This window comes from Sporosarcina sp. 6E9, assembly GCF_017921835.1.
GTDB lineage: Bacteria > Bacillota > Bacilli > Bacillales_A > Planococcaceae > Sporosarcina.
On sequence record NZ_JAGEMN010000001.1, the window covers coordinates 284342 to 305486 of the forward strand.

The 21145-nt window shown below is 38.6% G+C and carries 15 protein-coding genes and 1 pseudogene; 14 read left to right on the plus strand and 2 right to left on the minus strand.

All coding sequences use genetic code 11. The annotated features are described in order from the left end of the window. Positions 1-192: 192 nt before the first annotated feature. The 6 genes and pseudogenes from J4G36_RS01580 (at position 193) to J4G36_RS01605 (ending at position 8443) form a co-directional block, all read left to right on the plus strand. The gene (locus J4G36_RS01580; protein WP_210468072.1) at positions 193-2472 is read left to right on the plus strand and encodes an ATP-binding cassette domain-containing protein; all 2280 of its coding nucleotides are present in this window, start codon (positions 193-195) and stop codon (positions 2470-2472) included. Between the two features lie 408 nt (positions 2473-2880). Further along, positions 2881-4219: pseudogene (locus J4G36_RS01585) on the plus strand (purine-cytosine permease family protein). A gap of 207 nt (positions 4220-4426) precedes the next feature. Further along, positions 4427-4837: a carboxymuconolactone decarboxylase family protein gene (locus J4G36_RS01590; RefSeq protein WP_210468073.1), complete on the plus strand. Its 411-nt coding sequence runs from the start codon at positions 4427-4429 to the stop codon at positions 4835-4837. A 281-nt stretch (positions 4838-5118) separates the two neighbouring features. After that, positions 5119-5652 carry an RNA polymerase sigma factor gene (locus J4G36_RS01595; protein ID WP_368668707.1) on the plus strand — a complete coding sequence of 178 codons (534 nt, stop codon included), beginning with the start codon at positions 5119-5121 and terminating at the stop codon, positions 5650-5652. Continuing rightward, positions 5636-6460 (plus strand): hypothetical protein, encoded by an 825-nt coding sequence (locus J4G36_RS01600; RefSeq protein ID WP_210468075.1) that lies wholly within the window; start codon positions 5636-5638, stop codon positions 6458-6460. The genes J4G36_RS01595 and J4G36_RS01600 overlap by 17 nt, the downstream gene beginning before the upstream one ends. A 1587-nt stretch (positions 6461-8047) precedes the next feature. Beyond that, a complete protein-coding gene (locus tag J4G36_RS01605; RefSeq protein WP_210468076.1) occupies positions 8048-8443 on the plus strand; it encodes a VOC family protein in 396 nt (131 codons plus the stop codon). A 190-nt stretch (positions 8444-8633) separates the two neighbouring features. Here J4G36_RS01605 and J4G36_RS01610 read toward each other — a convergent pair whose 3' ends face one another. Further along, on the minus strand, positions 8634-8957 hold the full coding sequence (locus J4G36_RS01610; protein WP_210468077.1) for an EthD family reductase: 324 nt from the start codon (positions 8955-8957) through the stop codon (positions 8634-8636). Between the two features lie 312 nt (positions 8958-9269). On the opposite strand from J4G36_RS01610, the gene J4G36_RS01615 reads away from it, so the two are divergent. The 4 genes from J4G36_RS01615 (at position 9270) to J4G36_RS01630 (ending at position 12678) form a co-directional block, all read left to right on the plus strand. Next, a complete protein-coding gene (locus J4G36_RS01615; RefSeq protein WP_210468078.1) occupies positions 9270-10001 on the plus strand; it encodes an FG-GAP-like repeat-containing protein in 732 nt (243 codons plus the stop codon). A 148-nt stretch (positions 10002-10149) separates the two neighbouring features. Further along, a complete protein-coding gene (locus J4G36_RS01620; RefSeq protein ID WP_210468079.1) occupies positions 10150-10965 on the plus strand; it encodes a ZIP family metal transporter in 816 nt (271 codons plus the stop codon). Positions 10966-11157: 192 nt separating this feature from the next. After that, a complete protein-coding gene (locus J4G36_RS01625; RefSeq protein ID WP_210468080.1) occupies positions 11158-11382 on the plus strand; it encodes a hexameric tyrosine-coordinated heme protein in 225 nt (74 codons plus the stop codon). A 456-nt stretch (positions 11383-11838) separates the two neighbouring features. After that, positions 11839-12678: a malate synthase gene (locus J4G36_RS01630; protein ID WP_210468081.1), complete on the plus strand. Its 840-nt coding sequence runs from the start codon at positions 11839-11841 to the stop codon at positions 12676-12678. Positions 12679-12859: 181 nt separating this feature from the next. Here J4G36_RS01630 and pulA read toward each other — a convergent pair whose 3' ends face one another. After that, positions 12860-14998: a type I pullulanase gene (gene pulA, locus J4G36_RS01635; RefSeq protein ID WP_210468082.1), complete on the minus strand. Its 2139-nt coding sequence runs from the start codon at positions 14996-14998 to the stop codon at positions 12860-12862. 390 nt (positions 14999-15388) lie between these two features. Between pulA and glgB the strand changes: the two genes are divergently transcribed. Genes glgB through glgA form a run of 4 tightly spaced genes read left to right on the plus strand, consistent with a single transcriptional unit; the run spans position 15389 to position 21117 of the window. After that, complete coding sequence (gene glgB / locus J4G36_RS01640) at positions 15389-17341, plus strand: 1,4-alpha-glucan branching protein GlgB (RefSeq protein ID WP_210468083.1); 1953 nt, start codon at positions 15389-15391, stop codon at positions 17339-17341. Continuing rightward, the gene (locus J4G36_RS01645; protein WP_246880369.1) at positions 17338-18486 is read left to right on the plus strand and encodes a glucose-1-phosphate adenylyltransferase; all 1149 of its coding nucleotides are present in this window, start codon (positions 17338-17340) and stop codon (positions 18484-18486) included. Before glgB ends, J4G36_RS01645 begins: the two co-directional genes overlap by 4 nt. A 12-nt stretch (positions 18487-18498) precedes the next feature. Further along, positions 18499-19605, plus strand: a complete 1107-nt coding sequence (gene glgD, locus J4G36_RS01650; protein ID WP_210468084.1) for a glucose-1-phosphate adenylyltransferase subunit GlgD — start codon at positions 18499-18501, stop codon at positions 19603-19605. 36 nt (positions 19606-19641) lie between these two features. After that, on the plus strand, positions 19642-21117 hold the full coding sequence (gene glgA, locus J4G36_RS01655; protein ID WP_210468085.1) for a glycogen synthase GlgA: 1476 nt from the start codon (positions 19642-19644) through the stop codon (positions 21115-21117). Positions 21118-21145 lie beyond the last annotated feature (28 nt).

Consider the following 21145-nt stretch of genomic DNA (forward strand, 5'->3'; position numbering starts at 1 on the left):
CAATTAGAGGTACCTGTGCAAGACACTATTCAATTAATTCACTACAATTGCATAAAGTGAAAAGTGAATGCCACTATAGAAAGCTTTTATAATGTCTAAATGTATATTTAACTGATTTCCTAAATAGTCATAATTGCACCTTGCACAGGTACCTCTTAAATGTACCTATATACTATCTGAAAGGATGATAAAGTGGCGGGAAGAAAAGATGAAATCATTTTACGAGGGCTAAAAGAAAATAATCTTAAAAATATTAATCTCAACATACCAAAAGAAAAGATTAATGTATTTACTGGTCTTTCAGGCTCGGGGAAGAGCTCGGTTGTTTTTGATACATTAGCAACTGAAAGTAGACGGCAAATGACGATGAACTATCCGCTCTATGTCAGAAATCAGATGCCCAGATACGAAAGACCGCATGCCGATTTGATGCAAAACTTAAGTCCGGTTGTGGTAGTGGAGCAAAGGCCGATAGGGGGGAATTCTAGGTCAACGGTGGGTACGTATATGGATATACATCCATTGATTAGACTTTTATTCTCTCGGATAGGAACGCCGCTAATAGAATCGGCCACGGATTTTTCGAGCCAAAGTTCCTTCGGTAAATGTCCGGAATGTAATGGATTCGGGGAGGTAGTTGCCCCTGATATAAATAAGCTGGTCGATTTCGATAAGTCGCTTCAAGATTATGCAGTGAAGTTTAAGCCATTATCGCCTTCAGGTTGGCAAGGCAGATGGATGATGACAGGTGGATTATTTGATCCAGATAAACCAATAAAGGACTATTCAGAGGAAAAACGCCAACTACTTTTATATGGACCTCCAAAAGGTGAAAGAGTGTTTGCACCGTTTCATACAAAAAACGGTCCTCAAGATCATGAGTGGGATGGTTTATTTCCAAGATTTGTACGCCTTTATATCAATCGAGATGTCTCAAAGCTGAAGCAAGTGTCACAAGATGATGTTTTATCAGTATCAACACATACATTATGTCCAACCTGTCTAGGTTCAGGCTTAAATCCAAAAGTATTAGCCTGTAAAATAAATGGATTGAATATCGCAGAATACGATCAATTAGAACTAACAGAATTACTCGAGGAACTAACGAAGATAACTGATCCATTGGGGACATCTATCGCACTGCAAGCAATCCCGCATTTAAAACAACTCGTTGAAATGGGATTAGGCTATTTGAGTCTATCAAGGAAAATGGGCACCTTGTCCGGCGGTGAAGCACAAAGGGTAAAAATCGCCCGTCATTTAGGGAGCAGTCTGAACAATATAACCTACATTTTCGACGAACCAAGTGCTGGCCTTCATCCGGAAGAAGTAGATATGTTAATCCGGATGCTAAAAAGCATAAGGGAACACCATAATACCGTAATCGTTATCGAACATGATTTGTCAGTCATCAAAGCGGCGGATGAAATAATAGAAATGGGCCCAGGTGCAGGTGCTAGCGGCGGCGAAGTTGTCTATCAAGGAAAATTAGATGGATTGAAAAACGCTAACGCCGTGACAACTTTAAATCATAAGCTGAAAATAAACAAACAACCAAGGGAGATTAATAAATATTTTACAATTAAAAGAGCAAGTCAAAATAACTTGAAAAATATCAGCGTCAATATCCCGGGAAATGTTTTAGTATCGATATGTGGTGTATCCGGTTCAGGTAAAAGTTCCTTAATGATGGAAGCGTTTACGGAAAATTATCCAGAAACGATTATGGTGGGACAAGGCCGGATAGGAATCTCTAGCCGTTCAACGTTAGCCACATATATGGGAATCATGGATGATTTTCGCGCAATTCTTTCAAAAGAAACAGGTCAACAAGCAGGTCTATTTAGCTTTAATTCCACTGGGGCTTGTCCATACTGCGAAGGAAAAGGTGTTACAAAACCAGATGTAGCATTTGCGGATCCAGTGACAGTTACCTGTGAAGCGTGTAATGGACTTAGGTATTCGGACGAAGCATTGTCGTACCGATATCGGGGGAAAAATATCGCAGAGATTTTAGAATTAACAATCGACGAGGCTATGGAATATTTTAACTCGCCCAAGATCTTAAACAGAGTGAATACGCTAAAAGATGTAGGATTGGGCTATTTAACGTTAGGTCAAACGACAAGTTCCTTAAGCGGTGGAGAAGTGCAGCGTCTAAAACTTGCTAGTCACTTACACAAAAAAGGTCAAGTCTACTTATTAGACGAACCGTCCTTAGGATTGCACAGGGAAGATAACGGCAAGCTTTTGGAAGTATTTCAACGTCTTGTAAACCAGGGTAATTCCGTTATCATTATTGAGCATAATTTAGATTTTATAGCAGCAAGTGACTGGGTAATTGAATTAGGTCCAGGCGGAGGGAAAAAAGGTGGCCATATTATATTCGAAGGGGAGCCGGAAAAGATGTTGAATGCGAAAACATTGACCGCGGGTTGGTTAAGAGACGGTGTTGGGGAATTTTTCACGTGAAGTACACTTCGTTAGTGTTGGTGGCGCTTACAATTTGAGCGCCACATTTCGTAATGCGAAATGTTTTTTGAACAAGTTATATTAAAATATGTTTTGATTAGAAAAAGGGTGATTTTATCCGCTGCGACAGTTGTTGTCTCGGCAGATAAACACACTGCTTTTTTTGTTTCTGATGAATCAACAGTATACTGACATTCCTCCTCCCCCCTAGCTAGCAAATTGTCTTCTTCCCCCGATTAGACTTGCAAACGCTTAATCTTGTTTAACATTCACTGAAACAAAAAAAGAAACATTAGAATAACGAAAGGATCTGATTGAATGCAATCTGATATTACTGCAGATCTCAAATTACGAGAAAGAGACTTACGAGAGAAAGAGCGGAAAGAAAAAGTTCCGCGAGATAGAGATTTGTATAGGAAGAAAGAACCGATTGGTGACTATTCATTTGATCGTGTGCCTCGTGAAGATCGTAAAATGGGATGGGTGAGCATTACCAATATCACTTTCGGCATCGCGACTGCCATTTTCTACTTTCAGATGGGAAGCGTCATGGCGCTACAATTCGGAGCAGCCAATGCTATCATCTCCGCAATTTATGCCATTATCGTGGCAGGCATCCTTGGAAGCTTTATCGTTTATTTGTCGGCAAAATCCGGCATGAATGTCAACTTATTATCCCGCGGAGGATTCGGTTACATAGGAGCCTCATTAACCTCATTAATCTACGCTTCGAACTTTATTATGTATTGTGCCTTTGAAGGCATGATTCTAGTGGCTGCAGTACATGCTTACTTCCCTGCTATCCCTGTATGGGTCTTGATTGTCGTATTTGGTTCGCTGGTTATTCCGTTAAATTGGTTCGGTATTAAACAATTGGACAAACTTCAGAAATGGTCCTTACCGATTTTCTTTATCTTCCTAATTACGGCGATTGTCTTCACATTCAACCGGACATCGCTATTTGACGGAAACTTCTGGACTTATATGCCTGAAGGTGTTCAAATCGGCGGAACAGCATTGTTATTATGTATCGGAATGCAACACGGTATTATGGGACTAACCGCGTTGATTGCATCGGATTACGCGCGTTTCTTGAAGCCTAAAGATTTAAAAGTTGGTTCAATCGCTATCGGCTTTATTCCGCAAATCTTCTGTTTTGGCGTAATGGGTGGCCTAGGGATTTGGTTCGGAGTTACACTCGGTGAATCAAACCCGGGTGTTTACATCGTTACATTGTTAGGGCTCGGTGGTGTATTGTTTACGGTGCTGACGCAGGTTCGCATCAACGTGACCAACATTTATAGTAGCTCATTGTCCTTGTCGAGCTTTTTTGAGAACATTTTCGGATTTAGTTGCATCAATGATTCTTATGCTCGGCGGCATTGTCGACCATCTCGGCACCGCAATGACTTTCCAAGGGGTTGCGTTGATGAGTTGGGCGGCGGTTTTAGTGACCGATGCACTGGTTCTCAAGAAGTGGCTGAAAATCGGTCCACTCTATTATGAATCAAGACAAGAAAATTTATATAAATGGAATCCAGTCGGCGTTATATCGTTGACTGTTCCGGCTGTGATGGGAACAATTGCAGCGCTTGGCTATATGGGCACATTCCTTCAGAGTACGGCAGCATTCTTCGCAGCGATACTGGCAGCGATTCTGACAGTTATTCTGGGAATCACGACAAGAGGTCGTTATTATATTAAACGAGAAGCAAATGATATCCCGAAAGAAGATTGGATTGCCTAAAAGTTGTATAAATAAATGAAAGCCAATCAAGTTTAACGACTTGATTGGCTTTCTTTAATTAGAAACACTTTGTGTAAGGTTCTGGTAGAGCACCTTTATACTATATTTATTTTACTTATTGCATTATTAGTAATATACTAGCCTTGTTCAGAATTAAATGAGAATTCCACTAAAGTATCACACATAATTATCAAGGAGGCTATCAAGATGACAAAAGATCGTTATCAACAAGGTTTAGACAAATTAATGGAACTTACTACACCCGACAGCGACAATCCAACCGGCCATATGGATATTGGCGAGGGATTCAAGGATGTTGCGCCGGATTTAAGTAAGTTTGTCGTTGAATTTGCTTTTGGAGACATTTATTCGCGTCCAGGATTGGATAATAAACAAAAAGTTCTTACCACGATTTCAGCTCTCGTTGCACAAGGCACACCGCAGATAGAGATGCATGTAAAAACAGGTCTGACAGTAGGTTTAACACCGGAAGAAATAGTCGGTTGTATTATGCACCTTATCCCGTATACAGGATTTCCGCGTGCCTTGAATGCATTAAAAGCTGCTCAAAAAGTGTTTGAAGAAAGTGGTATATCAGTCGCAACCACCGATGATTGAATAGATTTTTTCCATGGTTCTTATCAGCGGTTTGTAAGCTTTTAAAAGCGTCAAAAAATAGGTACCTGTGCAAGACACTATTCAATAAATTCACTACAATTGTATAAATGGGGAAGAGGGTATCGACTATATAACACTTTGTCGATATCCTTTTGTTTATTTATCCGAGTTTTCGAATTGTCATAATTGCACCTTGCACAGGTACCTTACTTTGTAAATTAGACTGTGACTTTATATTTTGTTATCCGTCTATAGGATGAACAACAAAATGCAAGAAAGGGGTGAGTGATTTGCCAGATACAAAGGAGGAATTTACGAATTGGTATCATCTTTATAGTGATTCGATATTTAAGTATATCTTGATGATGATTAACGATTATCATCAAGCTGAAGATTTGACCCATGATACGTTTATTAAAGCTTATAAAAACCTCCATACCTTCCAAAAAAAGTCGAAACCTAAAACTTGGCTATTCAGCATTGCACATAATAACACAATCGACTATATCCGAAAACAAAAACCTATAAAGATTTTCCAAGAAATTTTTCAAACATTGAAGGACTCCGCACCTTTAACAGAAGATATTTTGGAGGTCAGGGAAAGTTCAATTGAGTTGTATAAAGCGTTAAGTCGATTAAAGTCCTCCTATCGTGAGGTCATCATTCTCAGGAAAATAAAAGAGTTTAGTATCAGGGAAACCAGCGAAATTTTAAATTGGTCGGAAGGTAAGGTTAAAACAACGCTTTATCGAGCAATTCCCGCTTTAGAAAAGGAACTGTTAAAGGAGGGATTTTTAAATGAAAAACAAATCTAAGGATATGTCTTACTTCGATGAACAACTAAAACAATTAGATAAAGATATTATTTGGGATGAGAAGAGAAAAAGCACACTTGAAAATAAAGTTTTATATTCGATGAACAGTAATCGTTATAAATCCAAACCAAAATTACTCACAGGCTTAAAATATGCTATGAACATTGGAATAATGGTTGTTTTATTGTTGTTTGGCTATTACTTCGTATCAAATAGCATCGCCCATCAAAGTGAAGAAGGTTTAACAGGTAACGAGGGAAATCAAACAAATCATAATCCAGTCATTAAGGATGATGATATGCAAATAAACAATCCGAAAAATGATGAAAATCAAGTGGAGATTCATACTGGCACATCCGAAACAGTCATTAGAAAAGTGGAAGGCATGGATCAGGAAATTAATGTTATTAATTATCTAATACAACCTTATGGTATCGCTTATAAATTTGACGAAGCTTTCGGAGTTCCCGAGGTGAGCAATAACAAAATAACTTATTTAACCGAATATGATTATAAGATAACAGTAGAAATGATTGAACACACAAACCTTGAAGAAGCAATTTCAATTGTAAAAGAACGATTTGAGACAGAAGGATATGAGGAAATTTACGAATTGGAAAGCATACCGGTTGAAGAGAATGGTTTGATTGGGAAAATGCAATTCTTTGGTGACAATCCAATGAAAGGATTTATTGCTTATGAGATTGAAGAACATGCACTAGTCATTACTTTTCAATATCCAATTGAAGGTGCAGATGCGATGAATCCCATTTTAGAAAACTTGCGACAGACAATTAACGTACAATAATTATTTGGCCTTAAAGGCTCCTCAGTAGTTAATAAAACTTTTGAGAGGCCTTTTTTCATTTTGGAATTTACGAAATAGTTTTTTGGGGGGAGATAGTCTGTATGGGGAATACTAAAATAGCCGCTGTCTACATAATATACAAAGTACTTTGTAATTGATTCTAGCGGAAAAGGATTGCACTTCCGACGACAACTCATCATATAATAAAAAACGTGGCATAGAATAAAAAAGGACTGGGCAATTTATCACTCAGTCCAACAAATAATAAAATGTAAGACAAAATCATGGTCGACTTTACGCATCGTCCAACGGTGTAACTTGTTAAAATCAAAAAACATTTGGCCGAGAAGAAAGAAGTAGTTGTCCATAACTCTGCCGATGGGGGGCTATTACTCCTTCCGTGATAAGAAAATGATAACTGACAACGACACCGACATAAAAGCAATCCATGCACCAGATAGTATTAGGAGTAGGCTTAGTGTTTCGTATGTTGTCATTGGTATTCACCTCCTTTCAATTGGAAGTGCTCAACAAGCAGACATGCTATCTCCGTAAATGAACTGAAATCTAGATGCAGTTGGCTGTGTGGGGATTTATATAGTTAGCCCCACTATTATGTATATGCATAATCAATATGTATATGTACAATCAGTATGTATATGCTTAATTTTAAGAGGAAATTCCGGAAAGTTATTGGGGGCAACCCTTAATGGATCTTATCCTACAATCGTCTCAGAAACATGAATTCTAAATCCATTATAAACCAATATTTGTCCACCCTTATGGAAACCATACCACATACAGACTATTCAGTCTAATCAATTATGAATATATGGAATAAAAGGTTCAAAAGCCTTACCACTAAAGGATTAACTCTAGTTCTTAACTGCTATAGAGGTTGTGACAATAAAATAATTTTTCCTCCAGTAGTTCACGATACCTACTGCGATTGAATCTTTCCTAACCTACTTTGTGTAGCGGTTTCTAAATGCGCATTCAATAGAAAAGAATTAAGTCAAGTGTGAGATTTCTATTTATTGTCTATGAATTAAGTTATCTAGGTCGGTGAATGCTGCTAGAAGTGAGTTGTTACGCTTCTATTCGATAATTATCATGCATATATAAACGAGACTTAGAATAATAATTGAATAAGTGTTTGAACATTCAGTCCTAAAATGGTAGACTATAAGAAGTACCAATGGTCGATATTGCATATGCTCCAACTGTGTAAATAGTTGGATATAAATGCATTTGGCCGAGAAGGAAGAAGTAATCGTCCATACATCTGCCGATGGGGGGCGGTTACTTCTTTCTCTATTATTTCCAGGTGCCTGCGAGTGAAGCTATTAAGTTAATTAACTACAATTATATAAAAAGAGAAAGGGGATATCGACTATGTAAGACTTAGTCGATATCCCCTCTTTATTTATTCGAAGTTTAATGATTTCCTTAGACAAGAAAAGTGTCGGGTGGCTGTTCACTTCGTATAGAAGATAAAGTTTAAATCTATAATGTAGAAGGAGTTTCATGGCAGAGTGAAGAATATCTGGAAGAATATATTGAAAAAAGTAAGCTTAGGAGGATATTATGGGTAGATTAGTTCATTTTGAAATTCATGTAGAAGACATGGATCGTGCGAAGAAGTTTTATGGAGAGGTCTTTGGTTGGAAATTTGAAGATTGGTCTGAATATGCGGGGATGCAGTATTTTGGAGCGGTAACTGGTGATAATAGTGTTCCAGGAATTGACGGTGCATTAATACAACGTAAAGGTCCTGCGCCAGAAATTGGACAACCTATGAATGGTTTTTCTTGTACAATGGGCGTCGAGGATTACGATTCAACTGAGAAAAGAATTCTTGAACTTGGTGGCAAGGTTGCATTGCCAAAATATGCGTTGCCTGGTATGGCCTGGCAAGGGTATTACAATGATACCGAAGGAAATATAATCGGTATTCATCAAGCAGACGAGAATGCAAAATAGTATTATAGTTTATTAGGTATCTTTACCAAAACTGCATTCAATCGATTCGTTATAATTGCATAAAACGAGAGGGGGTATCGACTATATAATAACAAAGTCGATACCTCTTTTTGTTTTACCATACATAATGGGTATTTATTTTTATTCCCGTTTTATTAGCAGCTGAATTTGTTGATTATCTGACAAACAACTACTCAACTATCGTAATAATTGGCGGATTAACATACTTGAAAAGATTTACACCATCTTCTTCTGCAGCTTTTGCTTCTGGGCTAGCAAATGCTTCCGTTAGCTTTTCCATATTTTCAAATTCTAGTACTGTAATCAGGTATAAGTCGAGATTTGTATTTTGAGACTGAATAACATGATGCACGGAATTGTTGGTGATATTTGGTATCTTTTTACCTAAAGGAACATGTACATCAAAATAATACTTTTCGAATCCAACTTTGTCCATCGGTTGTTCGTACATAATAATCATTTTAGCCATGTAGTAAATCCACTCCCTTGTCATGATCTTATGTAATATATTCTACTTTCATCCTACGTATTCACCATTGAATTCAGCGGAACGGGGCGGAACTACTAACGAAATATTGGTGCCTGTGCAAGAAACAACTCAGTTAATTCACTACAATTGCATAAAGTGAAAAGGGATATCGACTATATAACACTTTGTCGATATCCTTTTGTTTATTTATCCGGGTTTTCGAATTGTCATAATTGCACCTTGCACAGGTACCTATTATCAGATATCTAGAATAATGAGTCACCTAGCTGCTTGAGTGAATATGTTGATATAAAAGATTAGATAGGAGTGGTGAGCGTGTATGTAAATAATCCATATCGCAATAGACGACCGGAAATCGTAAGCGGTGCATACGGTGATGTGAATGGTGACGGGATAATAGATTACGTTTATTTGACGGCAGTAAAGTCGACAGATCCTTCGAGTCCATATGTAGAGCAAATCACATTAAATATTCAAGATGGTGTAACAAAAAAAGTTTATACCATTGCACTGAATGAAAATGGCGATTCGGGATATCAACCCACTTTGTTCCTTGGTGATTTTACTAAGGATGGTATCATGGACATTTTAATTTCCATTGATTCGGGTGGATCTGGTGCATTTACGTTTAATTATATTTATTCATTCGTTAATAACCAAGCTAAGAAATTGTTTGACTTCGATCAATATAATATGCTAAATCAGTATACGGTCACTTATTTAGATCAATATAAAATTAATGTAAAAAGTTTGGCGACAGGTCAATCGTTTTTAATTGCCATTAATGGCAGAGGTGCCGATTATCTATCACAAATTTACAATAAAAATGGAACTTTAAAAAAACCGATTACAGGGATGGCTGATGGAGTTAGCGGATTCTATCCAGTGGATATGGACCGCGATGGTGTGTATGAAATACAGGCTTATCAAAAAATTAGCGGGCTTTACCACGCAGATTCGTTTGGCTATGTGATCAATACATTGCAATGGGATGGACAAAAGTTTGCAATTTGGCAGCAGTGGTTAGCAATTTTCGGAAACAATTAACCCAAACTTTATACGAACGCACCTATTTACTAGGCGAAGAAATAAATATTGCGTAAGAGAAACGATTGACATACAATATCAATATAATTAAATCGAAAGTGAAGTAGTAAATAACATACAATATTACTTTTACTGGTGGAGGGATAATATGGTTGATTTTTTCGCAACGCTCAGTCCGGTGAACCAGGCATTGATCGCCACCTTATTCACCTGGGGGATGACCGCGATTGGGGCTGCTTTAGTATTTACAACAAAGAAAGTCAACCAAAAACTAATGGACGGAATGTTAGGGTTTGCAGGGGGCGTCATGATTGCAGCGAGTTTTTGGTCGCTGCTTTCACCTGCAATTGATATGGCAGAAGCTGGTCCTTTTCCAGCCTGGTTTCCAGCTGCTGTTGGATTTTTACTAGGTGGATTTTTCCTATGGTTGGCTGACAAGGTCATTCCTCACGTGCATCCAACTTCTCCAATGAATAGTGCTGAGGGAATAAATCCTGAAAATAAGCGACGGAGCACGCTCCTTGTTTTTGCCATCACGCTTCACAACATACCTGAGGGACTAGCAATTGGTGTTGCCTTTGGTGCTGTCGCTGCAGGTTTCCCATCGGCTACTTTACCGGCTGCAGTTGCTTTAGCGATTGGAATAGGGATTCAGAACTTACCAGAGGGCACAGCCGTATCAATGCCTTTGAGAAGAGATGGAATGTCTCGACGAAAAAGCTTTTTATATGGGCAGTTCTCAGGAATGGTTGAGCCTATTTCAGCCGTAATTGGCGTACTTGCGGTTACATTCATGACGCCACTCCTCCCATTTGCTTTAAGTTTTGCAGCAGGGGCGATGATATTTGTAGTTGTTGAAGAGGTTATTCCAGGTTCACAAGAAAATGGAAATAGAGATCTAGCATCGGTGTGTCTTATGCTTGGATTTACGGTAATGATGATATTGGATGTGGCTTTTGGATAAATACGTTAAGATTATTAATTAGTTTTAACCAAACTGTTTTGTAAAACTTATACTTATGCGTTAGATCAACGATGCCTTGTAAAAGACTCTGACACTAGACCTGTCAGGGTTTTTTTAAACGCAGTGAAAAGCACTCTCTTACTAGTTTGCATACGATAACAGTAGAAAGAACATAAAAAGGAAGTGAACTAGATGTCGAAGGGCCTGCAAACGCTGCTAACACAAACGCCTGAGGAAGGTTTTAAATTAGCGGTTAAGCTCGCACAAAAAGGAATAGAAGTTACACAGCCTTCTGAAGAAATCAGAGAAATGTTGCGTCCTGTTTATTCTAGAAATGCGGATAGCTTAACGGCAGCTTCACAAGTAGTTGCCATCCATTTTCAAACGGTTGCTTTTGCCAATAACTATTGGAATTGAATACGAAGTATACAAAGCTATGTTGATCCCATAGAGACAAATAATAAATGATTCTAATTAGCGTTTTTCTTGATAATTAGAGTCATTTTATTTTTGTCTCTTTTTATGATTCGAAAAATCAAATGTTGATTGACGGAAGTACAGTCAATTGTTTTATTAGATCTATGTATGTAAACCATTAAAGATGTTAAGGGTATTACCAAAACGGATTTATCATTTCTTTCGTCCAAATAATTACTAATGAATTATGAAAACCTATTATTGTACGATAAGCAAAGTACTGTTGTCAACCATAAAACTTGCGATTTTTCAGAAAATATGGTATTATGTAGTTATAAGTGCTATTACGACGGCATACTTTAAACGTGCGCATTCTTTCCGGACAGAATTTGAGTGCGGTTTTTTAATTTTAAAACATGTTTTATGCCCAGTATATTATATAAGGAGCGTGTGTTAATGAATTTAATTAATGAAGAAATTACACATAAAGTGTTTGGTGAAGGGAATATCGTGGATCATGTGGATTCTGTCATCACCATTGAATTTAATGAGGATATTAAAAAGTTCGTCTATCCGGATGCTTTTCAAACATTTATCACACTAAATGACCAGAGTACCGCAAAAACTTTCGAAAAAGTCTTTTTGCAAAGGGAAAGGGAAGAAAGAGCACTTGAGTTAAAACTTGAAGAAGAAAGAGAGCGACAAGTGCTTGAACAGCAACGTAAGGAGAAACTAAAGAACCATAAAATTCATGAAAGTTCACAAGTTGTTTTCTGGTTGGATGATGAAGAGCAACAAAATGTATTTATCGATTGGCAAGCATCCACTGGCCAAGTTCAAAGTGGGAAAAATGAAGGTCAACCAAACAGGGCGGCTCGTACGCGTCCGAACAGTGCAGGTCTACTGACTGCCAGAAAGGCTGATCAACCAGAAACAGAAAGACAAATTCTCGGACTCTTCATGGTGAATGAAACATTTTCCGGTAATTTAAGCGAAGATGAAATGATCCCATCACATGCGGAATTCAGAATCGAACTTACGGATCCAGAAGCAGAGAAAATGCTTTTCTGGAATTACTATATCAATAAGAACCATCCTCATCGCACTGCGTGGAATACTGGTAAATACCGTTACTTTGATAATATAATGACTGCTCAAATCTTAAAAGATCTGATTGCATTGAGAACAGATGAAGAGCAAATCAAAGAGGCTGAAAACTTTTTGGAATACTTCTGTCAAATGAATGCTCTTGACATGGATGACATTCCAGAAGCGAGCGGCTTTATAAAGCAATAACCAGAAAAAATTCCTATCCACTGTCCTAACCACCATTTGTTAGATTTTCGTCTGAACAGACGAATTAACCTGTATGTTAAACCTTCATCAATAGAAAAGAAGCCGCTTGAAAAGTCGACTGTAACTGACTTTCTAAGCGGCCTTTTTATATTTAGAAAGGTCCTTGCTATTCAAAATAAGTTTATGAAAGGGAGGAATCACGTGGATTCAATGACCTTTTTAGTACGATTAATTCATAAGGGTTAATCTGGGTAAATTCTCCGGGAATTTCTTCGGTTTTTGTCTGTCCGGGCAAATGATTGGTTGCTAGGACTTCCCATTTACCTGATGAAGGCAGGTGAAGTTGCCAATGTTTATTGGTTGGATTCATATAAATCGCAAAGTCATCATTGTCTCCAAAGAGTGTAAAGCCGAAAACAGGTGCGGGTGTATTTAAAACTTGGAATCGTTTTTCAATCTCCTGCTTGGAGCGAAGGCGGAAGATACGATACCTTTTTCTGATTGCGATGAGTTTTTTTATGAATTGTATGTGCTTATCTTCCGCTTCCCGCATCTTCCAGTCTAATTGGTTGATGTGGTCGCCGGAAATATAGCTGTTCTCATCACCTTGCTTACTTCTAAACCATTCCTGACCGGCATGTAGAAATGGCACGCCTTGACTTAATAAAGTGATACCGGAAGCCAGCTGATGCATTTTCCTTCTATCGTCTAAACTAGCCTTTGCATTGGTCAGTTGAAGACGGTCCCAAAGTGTATGGTTATCATGACATTCTACATAATTAATCGTCTGGTTTACTTCGGAGACAAACGGAGCCCCAAATTTCTCTAAAACAGATCCTGAAACAAGATGTGGCATCCGTTCGATAAATCGACCATCTCCATTGATATATCCTTTATCGTGGGCGTCAAATAAGTTTCCCTTTACGGAATCCCGGAAATAATCATTAAAGAAACGTATGTCCTCTAATTGGTTTGCGTTATAGGAAGTTGCTTTCATTTCAGCAGGCAAGGCAGTGGGGAGGTCCCATCCTTCCCCGAGAAGCATAATTGGCGTTTCTTCCCTGGTGCAGCGATCGCGAATTTTCTGCATGATTTCAATGTCCATCGTGCCCATCAGGTCAAAACGAAATCCATCAACGCGGTATTCTGTAAGCCAAAAGTCTATCGTATCCAAAATGAATTTTTGAGCCATATTCTTTTCTGTCGCAAAATCATTGCCTACCCCCGTACCATTACTCAAATTTCCATCCGTATGATAACGGAAATAATAGCCAGGAACTAATTTTTCAAAAGCAGATTCTTCCATTACGAACACATGATTATAAACGACGTCGAGAATGACCGCTATGTCTGCTTGATGAAATGCTTGAATCATTTCTTTGCATTCTTTTATTCTTGAGACAGGATTTTCGGGATCAGTGGCATAACTGCCTTCTGGTACCTGAAAATAGAGTGGGTCATAGCCCCAATTATAATCTTTTTCCGGTTGCCGCTCGTTCACACGGGCGAAATCATTAATTGGTAAAATTTGTACGTGGGTACAGCCTAGTTCCTTAATATAAGAAAGCCCTGTTGAAAAGCCGTTTTTAGTAGCTGTATTTGTTTCGGTCAACCCTAAGTATTTCCCTCTATGATCAATACCTCCGGCTTTCTGAATCGTAGCGTCTCTAACGTGCAGTTCATAGATGATTGCATCCTGTAAATGTTGCTGTTTAGGTCTGATATTTTTTGTGAAATTCGTTGGATTGGTCTTTGATAGATCGACGACAACACTTTTTTCGCTGTTGACAAGCAATGCTTTCGAGTAAGGGTCATTTACGTGAATGGTTTGTCCATTGACAGTCACTTCGTATTGATAAGGGGTACCGTGCCAATTTCCAGAAATTTTACTGGACCAAATTCCGCTCAATCCACGTTTTAGCGCATAGATTTGCTGGTCAAGACAGAGCTTTACACAAGTTGCTGTTGGAGCCCATACGGAAAAAATGGTTGCTGTTTCTTCATATATAGCTCCTAATTCGGTATCTAAGCAGGAATACCGTTGCTCAAACCAGTCTGTTCGAACAATTGCGCGCGGATAGACGGGGAAGCGGGTTTTCCCCCACTTCAAAATTAGGTTTTCTCCCAGTGGTAGTACATCAACGACTGTCATACGTACAGTAGTCGCATCGATTGAATGACTCAGTTCTACAGGGAAATACTGGTCCATAGCCGCCCAGTAAATAACAGGTGGCTTTGCTTTCTTCATGATAGCGTCTATATTTGGAGCTTCTACCGTTAACACAAACACGTCATCGATCCATGCCGCAAAATTCTTCATAAAATACCACCTCATCTATGCAATTCTTCTAATTAGTATATGATTCTATCTTTGTTATTGGAAGTTATCCGTTTTTATAAAGCTGTTTTGGCTGTCTAATATTACAGGTTACAGTAAAAATGTCGAAAAATGTAGTTTTTTGTTCAGACAATTCAAAAGATTTTTTTGAGTAAGTGTTGTATACTATAGTGAGAATAGAATAAATATGTAGCAAACTTAATAAATTCACAAAGACAAGGTACTACTTTTTCGCTCGTTAATTGAGAGTATGGTTAATTTCCCTGTCTTTTAAACTGAACTATTGGAAAAAATATATTATTGGAGATTGATTATTTACCAATATTTCTTTTTGAGAATCAAATTGTATGTTACATCATGGGAGGCAGACGAATGGATTACGATATTTCAGAAGAAGATCTATTTTTATTTCATCAAGGTACGAATTACTTTAGTCAAAAATTATTGGGGTGCCATCCCATCGAATGGAAAGGAAAAAGTGGTTATCGCTTCGGGGTGTGGGCACCGAATGCAAGTGACATTCGAGTTGTAGGTAATTTTAACTTATGGAATGGAAACGAACATGGGTTAAAACGGATTACAGCAGCTGGACTTTGGGTTGGTTTTTTTACAGATATTCGTGAAAATAGCGCCTATAAATACGAAGTACATTCACAAAATGGCACGACAGTTATGAAAGCAGATCCATATGCACTAGAATCCGAGATTCGGCCAGCTAATGCATCGATCACGCCAACCGTTTCTAGCTATGAATGGAATGATCAGCAATGGCAGAAAGAAAAACAAACGTTAGATCCTTTTGCTTCACCGATTTCCATTTATGAAGTGCACCTAGGATCGTGGAAGACCAAACAAAACAATCAATTGGAGGAATGGGAAACAAAAGACGCAAGTGATTTTTACACATATCGCGAACTGGCGGAAACATTAATCCCTTATGTTAAATCACTAGGCTACACGCATATAGAACTCATGCCACTTGCTGAACATCCATACGATCCATCGTGGGGGTATCAAATCACTGGCTACTTTTCGGTCACATCTCGCTATGGATCGCGGGATGATTTTAAATACTTTGTTGATCAATGTCACCAGCATGAGTTAGGCGTGATTATGGATTGGGTGCCCGGTCATTTCTGTAAGGATGAATTTGGACTTCGTCAATTTGATGGACAAGCATTATATGAATATAGCGATCCTCGTAAAGCTGAAAAGAAATCGTGGGGGACATTAACCTTCGATTTTGGGCGGCCCGAGGTGCAAAGCTTTTTAATTTCCAACGCGCTTTTCTGGGCAGAAGAATACCATATTGACGGAATTCGAGTCGATGCAGTGGCGAGTATGATTTACCTAAACTTTGATAAAGCAGACGGAGAAGAGAAAATTTATAACACTTATGGGGAAGATGAAAACTTGGAGGCCATTGCCTTTATTCGCAAATTAAATGAAGTAATGGGTTCTTATCATCCGAGTGTGCTCATGATGGCAGAGGATAGTTCCGATTTACCACTTGTTACCGCGCCGACATATAGTGGGGGACTCGGATTTGACTTTAAATGGAATATGGGTTGGATGAACGACATGTTGAAGTATATGGAATGCGATCCAATTCATCGTAAATGGCACCATGAATTACTTACTTTTTCATTTATGTATACCTATTCAGAGAAATTTCTACTGCCGCTATCACATGATGAGGTGGTTCATGGTAAAAAATCCTTGCTTAATAAAATGCCTGGAGACCAGTGGCAGAAATTCGCTAACTTGAGGTTGCTCTATGGCTACATGATGACTCATCCCGGTAAAAAGTTATTATTTATGGGAGGGGAATTAGGCCAATATGCTGAATGGAAAGATCGGGAGCAACTTGACTGGAATTTGTTAGCGTACCCGCTTCACCAAGGAATAAAAAAGTATGTAAAAGTACTAAATGAATTTTATCGAGCATACCCTGAGCTTTATGAGCTGGATCATAACCCAGATGGATTTAAATGGATTGACCCTCATAATGTTGAACAAAGTATCATCGCTTTTCAGAGATTTGATGCTAGTCAGGAAGATTCGTTAATTATCGTTTGTAATTTCACGCCAAATGTCTGTTATGACTATAAAATCGGTGTGCTGGAACCTGGTATATATAAAGAAGTTTTCAATTCGGATGCGGAAGAATTTGGCGGGTCAGGTCAACTAAATGAGGCAGCACATTTCACGTTTCCAGAGAAGTGGCATAAGGCAGACCAACATATAAAAATAAAAGTACCCCCTTTGGCAATTTCTATTTTTAAACGTGAACATGTGATTCAAAATGAGGAGGCTAATCTATGAAGAATTGTGTAGGTATGTTGTTGGCTGGTGGGGAAGGTAAGCGGTTGGGTTTATTAACAAAAGATCTCGCAAAACCGGCAGTACCTTTTGGCGGTAAATATCGTATTATTGATTTTGCGTTAAGTAATTGTGCGAATTCAAGTTTGCAAAGGGTAGGTGTTATGACACAATATTCACCACTCGAATTAAATAAACATATTGGAAATGGCGGTCCGTGGGGAATGGGTGGGCTGAATAGTGGGATGCAAGTTCTGTCTCCTTACACAGCACAGGATGGCGGAGAGTGGTATGCAGGTACGGCCGATGCCATTTATCAAAACATTCTTTACATCGATAGTTATGATCCGGAATATGTACTGGTTATTTCAGGCGATCATATTTATCAAATGGATTATAATAAGCTCCTTCAGCATCATAAGGATACGGGTGCGGATGCAACGATTTCAGTTAAGCCAGTTTCTTGGGAAGAAGCACCTCGGTTTGGAATTCTGAATACGACAGAAGACTTGCAAATTTATGAGTTCGACGAGAAGCCTGAAAAACCTAAAAGTAATTTAGCTTCCATGGGAATATATATATTTAATTGGTCATCTTTAAAATCTTATTTACTGGATGACGCAGCAAATGAACAATCCAGTCATGATTTTGGAAATGATATCATTCCATCCATGGTGGATGATGGGTTGAAATTATACGCCTATCGATTTGACAACTACTGGAAAGATGTTGGAACAATTGAAAGCTATTGGGAAGCAAATATGGATTTACTTGATGAGGATTTACAGTTTCTTTTAAATGACAGGAACTGGCGGACATATTCAAATGAATCGAATATACCACCGCAATATATTGATGAAACCGCAGTTGTGAAACAGTCACTTATTAATTCGGGCTGCTGGATAAGCGGCACAGTAGAAAATTCGATCGTATTCGAGAATGTCACCATCGAAAAAAACAGCATTGTATCCCACTCCATTTTACATCCGGGTGTAAAAGTAGGTCGAGATGTAGTTTTAGAAAGAGTGATTGTGATGGGAGATACGAATATCCCAGATGGAACTTGTATCCAAGTTCAGGCGGATGAAGAACCACTTGTGATCGATCAAGAATCATTAACTAATCTATTATTAACAGTAAAAGTCTAAAGGGGCGAGCAAATGGAAACCATGATGGGTTTGATTAATTTAGAGCATGAACACCACTTTTTTCATGAATTAACATATTTTCGTTCCGGTGCTTCTATCCCGTTTGCGGGTAGGTATCGTTTAATTGATTTCCCTCTTTCTAATATGGGAGATTCGGGTGTTGAAGAAATCGCTATTTTCACTTCTAGCAAATATCGTTCGTTAATGGATCATTTGGAGACTGGAGAAAATTGGGGGGTTGGCAGAAGAAATGGCGGTTTGTTTATCTTACCGCCAGACTGGAATGATCCGTCTGACATTTCAAAGGGGGACTTGCGATTCTTCCATAATAACCGCGATTACTTTAATCGTGGTAAATCTGCCTATGTTCTAGTGAGCGGTGGACAGTATGTTTCTAATACAGAGTATTTGGATGCTTTTAAGTACCATCTTGAACGGGAAGCCGATATCACGCTTGTCTCGACGCAACAAAAATCATTACATCCGGAGCACGAATCCTGCTTTCGTATTGAGAAGGATGAAGCTGGCTGGGTGACAAAAATAACGAATGATTTGAACAATCACGAGCTATTTACAGGCGTGTATATTATTAATAAGGAATTATTATTGTCACTCGTCGACCAATGTATTGCGCATAACGAAGATCACTTTTTCGTGCATGGCATTAAGCAAAGACTGGCTGATTTAAAAGTGCAAACTTATGAAAATAAGGCGTATGGCGTATTTGTAAACTCGATGGAGAGTTATTACAGACACAATATGAATTTATTGAATGAAGAGAATTACCGAGCGTTATTTTATCAAAAACCATTCATCCGGACGAAAATAGGGAATCAGCCGCCAACGAAATACCGAACAGGTGCGAATGTAACGAAATCGATTTTAGGAAATGGTTGTCAAATTGATGGGGATGTAGAGGGTAGTATATTATTCCGAGGCGTATCAGTAGAAGCAGGAGCGACTATTAAAAACTCCATTATTATGCAACGTTGTAAAATTGAAGCTGGTGTACATTTGGAAAATGTCATATTGGATAAAGATGTTCACATTACAGCCAATCAAAAATTAATCGGATCGACGGAAAAGCCATATGTGATTGCAAAAAGTAAAACTTTTTAATAGATGCTTCAGACTACAATAAAGGAGAGATCAACCATGCAAAATATATTATTTGTCGCATCAGAGTGTACACCCTTCGTTAAAACAGGCGGACTAGCAGATGTAATCGGGTCTCTCCCGCAAGCACTGCGAACGAATGAAAAAGTAGATGTCCGTGTGATTTTGCCACTTTATGATGAGATTGAGGCGGAATGGCATGAACAAATGACATACGAGACCTCTTTTAACGTTGAATTTGGCTGGCGAAATCAGGAAGTGCGCATTTATACGCTGACCCATCAAAACATTATGTATTACTTTGTTGAAAATGCGTATTATTTCACGCGAAAAGGGATTTATGGCTATTACGATGACGGGGAGCGGTTTGTCTTTTTCAGTCATGCGGTGATAGAAGCACTCCATCATCTCGACTTTAAACCAGATATCTTGCACGCACATGACTGGCAAGCGGGGATTGCTGTTGCACTTGCTAAGATTAAACAGCCGATTGCGGACATGAAAACCGTGTTTACAATCCATAACATAAAATACCAAGGTCTCATGAAACTAGATACCTATGCAGACTTCTTCCAATTGCCAGAGGAACATATCGCTGGGATGGAATGGAACGGAATGTTGAATTGCCTGAAAAGTGCACTGTTTCATGCAGATAAAATCACGACAGTTAGCCCGACTTATGCGGAGGAAATCAAAGATCCCTACTTTAGTGAAGGGCTGGAATCTATCCTATTGGAAAGAGAAGAAGATTTGGTGGGTATCTTAAACGGGATTGATACAAGAGAATACAATCCTTTAACAGATCCAGCCGTTCCTGTTCCTTTTCGTTCTTCCAGAAATAAAAAGAAAGAAAACAAGTTAATTATGCAGGAGCGAGTAGGCTTGCCAATTGACGCAGACAAGCCTATATATACAATCATTACTCGGCTTGTTGAGCAGAAGGGATTGCATCTAGTGGAACATATTGTAGATGCTTTTCTGGAAGAAAATGATGTCCAATTAATTATTTTAGGGACAGGTGATTCCGAATTCGAACACTTCTTTAAAGAAGCGGAACATCGCCATCCCAATAAATTAGTGACCATGCTGACATTTGATGAAGCGTTGGCCAGACAATTATATGCGGCATCCGACTTTTTTATAATGCCATCCCTATTTGAACCTTGTGGATTGGCACAACTCATTGCACTACAGTATAAATCCGTGCCGATTGTTCGTGAAACTGGGGGGCTAAAAGATACCGTTCATGCCTTTAATGAGCTGACGGGTGAAGGAAATGGTTTTAGTTTTACGAATTATAATGCGCATGATCTGCTGACTGTATTAAACTATTCATTAACAATCTATCACCAGCCCTTGCAGTGGTTGAAGTTAAGCCAGAATGTGAATAAAAGTCGATTTAGCTGGAAAGAATCGGCACATGAGTACACAACGCTTTACCGTGAATTAAAGGCGCGTACACTGCCTCACGTCGAAAGTGAAGATGGATTGGAGCTTCAGGTGCAAGAAATTTAACCATTATGCGCGATAAGGGAGAGAAGTT

Bases quoted from the DNA above. Each gene is read 5' to 3' on its own strand.
- J4G36_RS01610 (WP_210468077.1), bottom strand. From the start codon at position 8,957: ATGACAAGGGAGTGGATTTACTACATGGCTAAAATGATTATTATGTAC.
- J4G36_RS01645 (WP_246880369.1), top strand. From the start codon at position 17,338: ATGAAGAATTGTGTAGGTATGTTGTTGGCTGGTGGGGAAGGTAAGCGG.
- J4G36_RS01625 (WP_210468080.1), top strand. From the start codon at position 11,158: ATGTCGAAGGGCCTGCAAACGCTGCTAACACAAACGCCTGAGGAAGGT.
- J4G36_RS01590 (WP_210468073.1), top strand. From the start codon at position 4,427: ATGACAAAAGATCGTTATCAACAAGGTTTAGACAAATTAATGGAACTT.
- J4G36_RS01600 (WP_210468075.1), top strand. From the start codon at position 5,636: ATGAAAAACAAATCTAAGGATATGTCTTACTTCGATGAACAACTAAAA.
- glgA (WP_210468085.1), top strand. From the start codon at position 19,642: ATGCAAAATATATTATTTGTCGCATCAGAGTGTACACCCTTCGTTAAA.
- glgD (WP_210468084.1), top strand. From the start codon at position 18,499: ATGGAAACCATGATGGGTTTGATTAATTTAGAGCATGAACACCACTTT.
- J4G36_RS01630 (WP_210468081.1), top strand. From the start codon at position 11,839: ATGAATTTAATTAATGAAGAAATTACACATAAAGTGTTTGGTGAAGGG.
- J4G36_RS01620 (WP_210468079.1), top strand. From the start codon at position 10,150: ATGGTTGATTTTTTCGCAACGCTCAGTCCGGTGAACCAGGCATTGATC.
- glgB (WP_210468083.1), top strand. From the start codon at position 15,389: ATGGATTACGATATTTCAGAAGAAGATCTATTTTTATTTCATCAAGGT.
- J4G36_RS01605 (WP_210468076.1), top strand. From the start codon at position 8,048: ATGGGTAGATTAGTTCATTTTGAAATTCATGTAGAAGACATGGATCGT.
- pulA (WP_210468082.1), bottom strand. From the start codon at position 14,998: ATGAAGAATTTTGCGGCATGGATCGATGACGTGTTTGTGTTAACGGTA.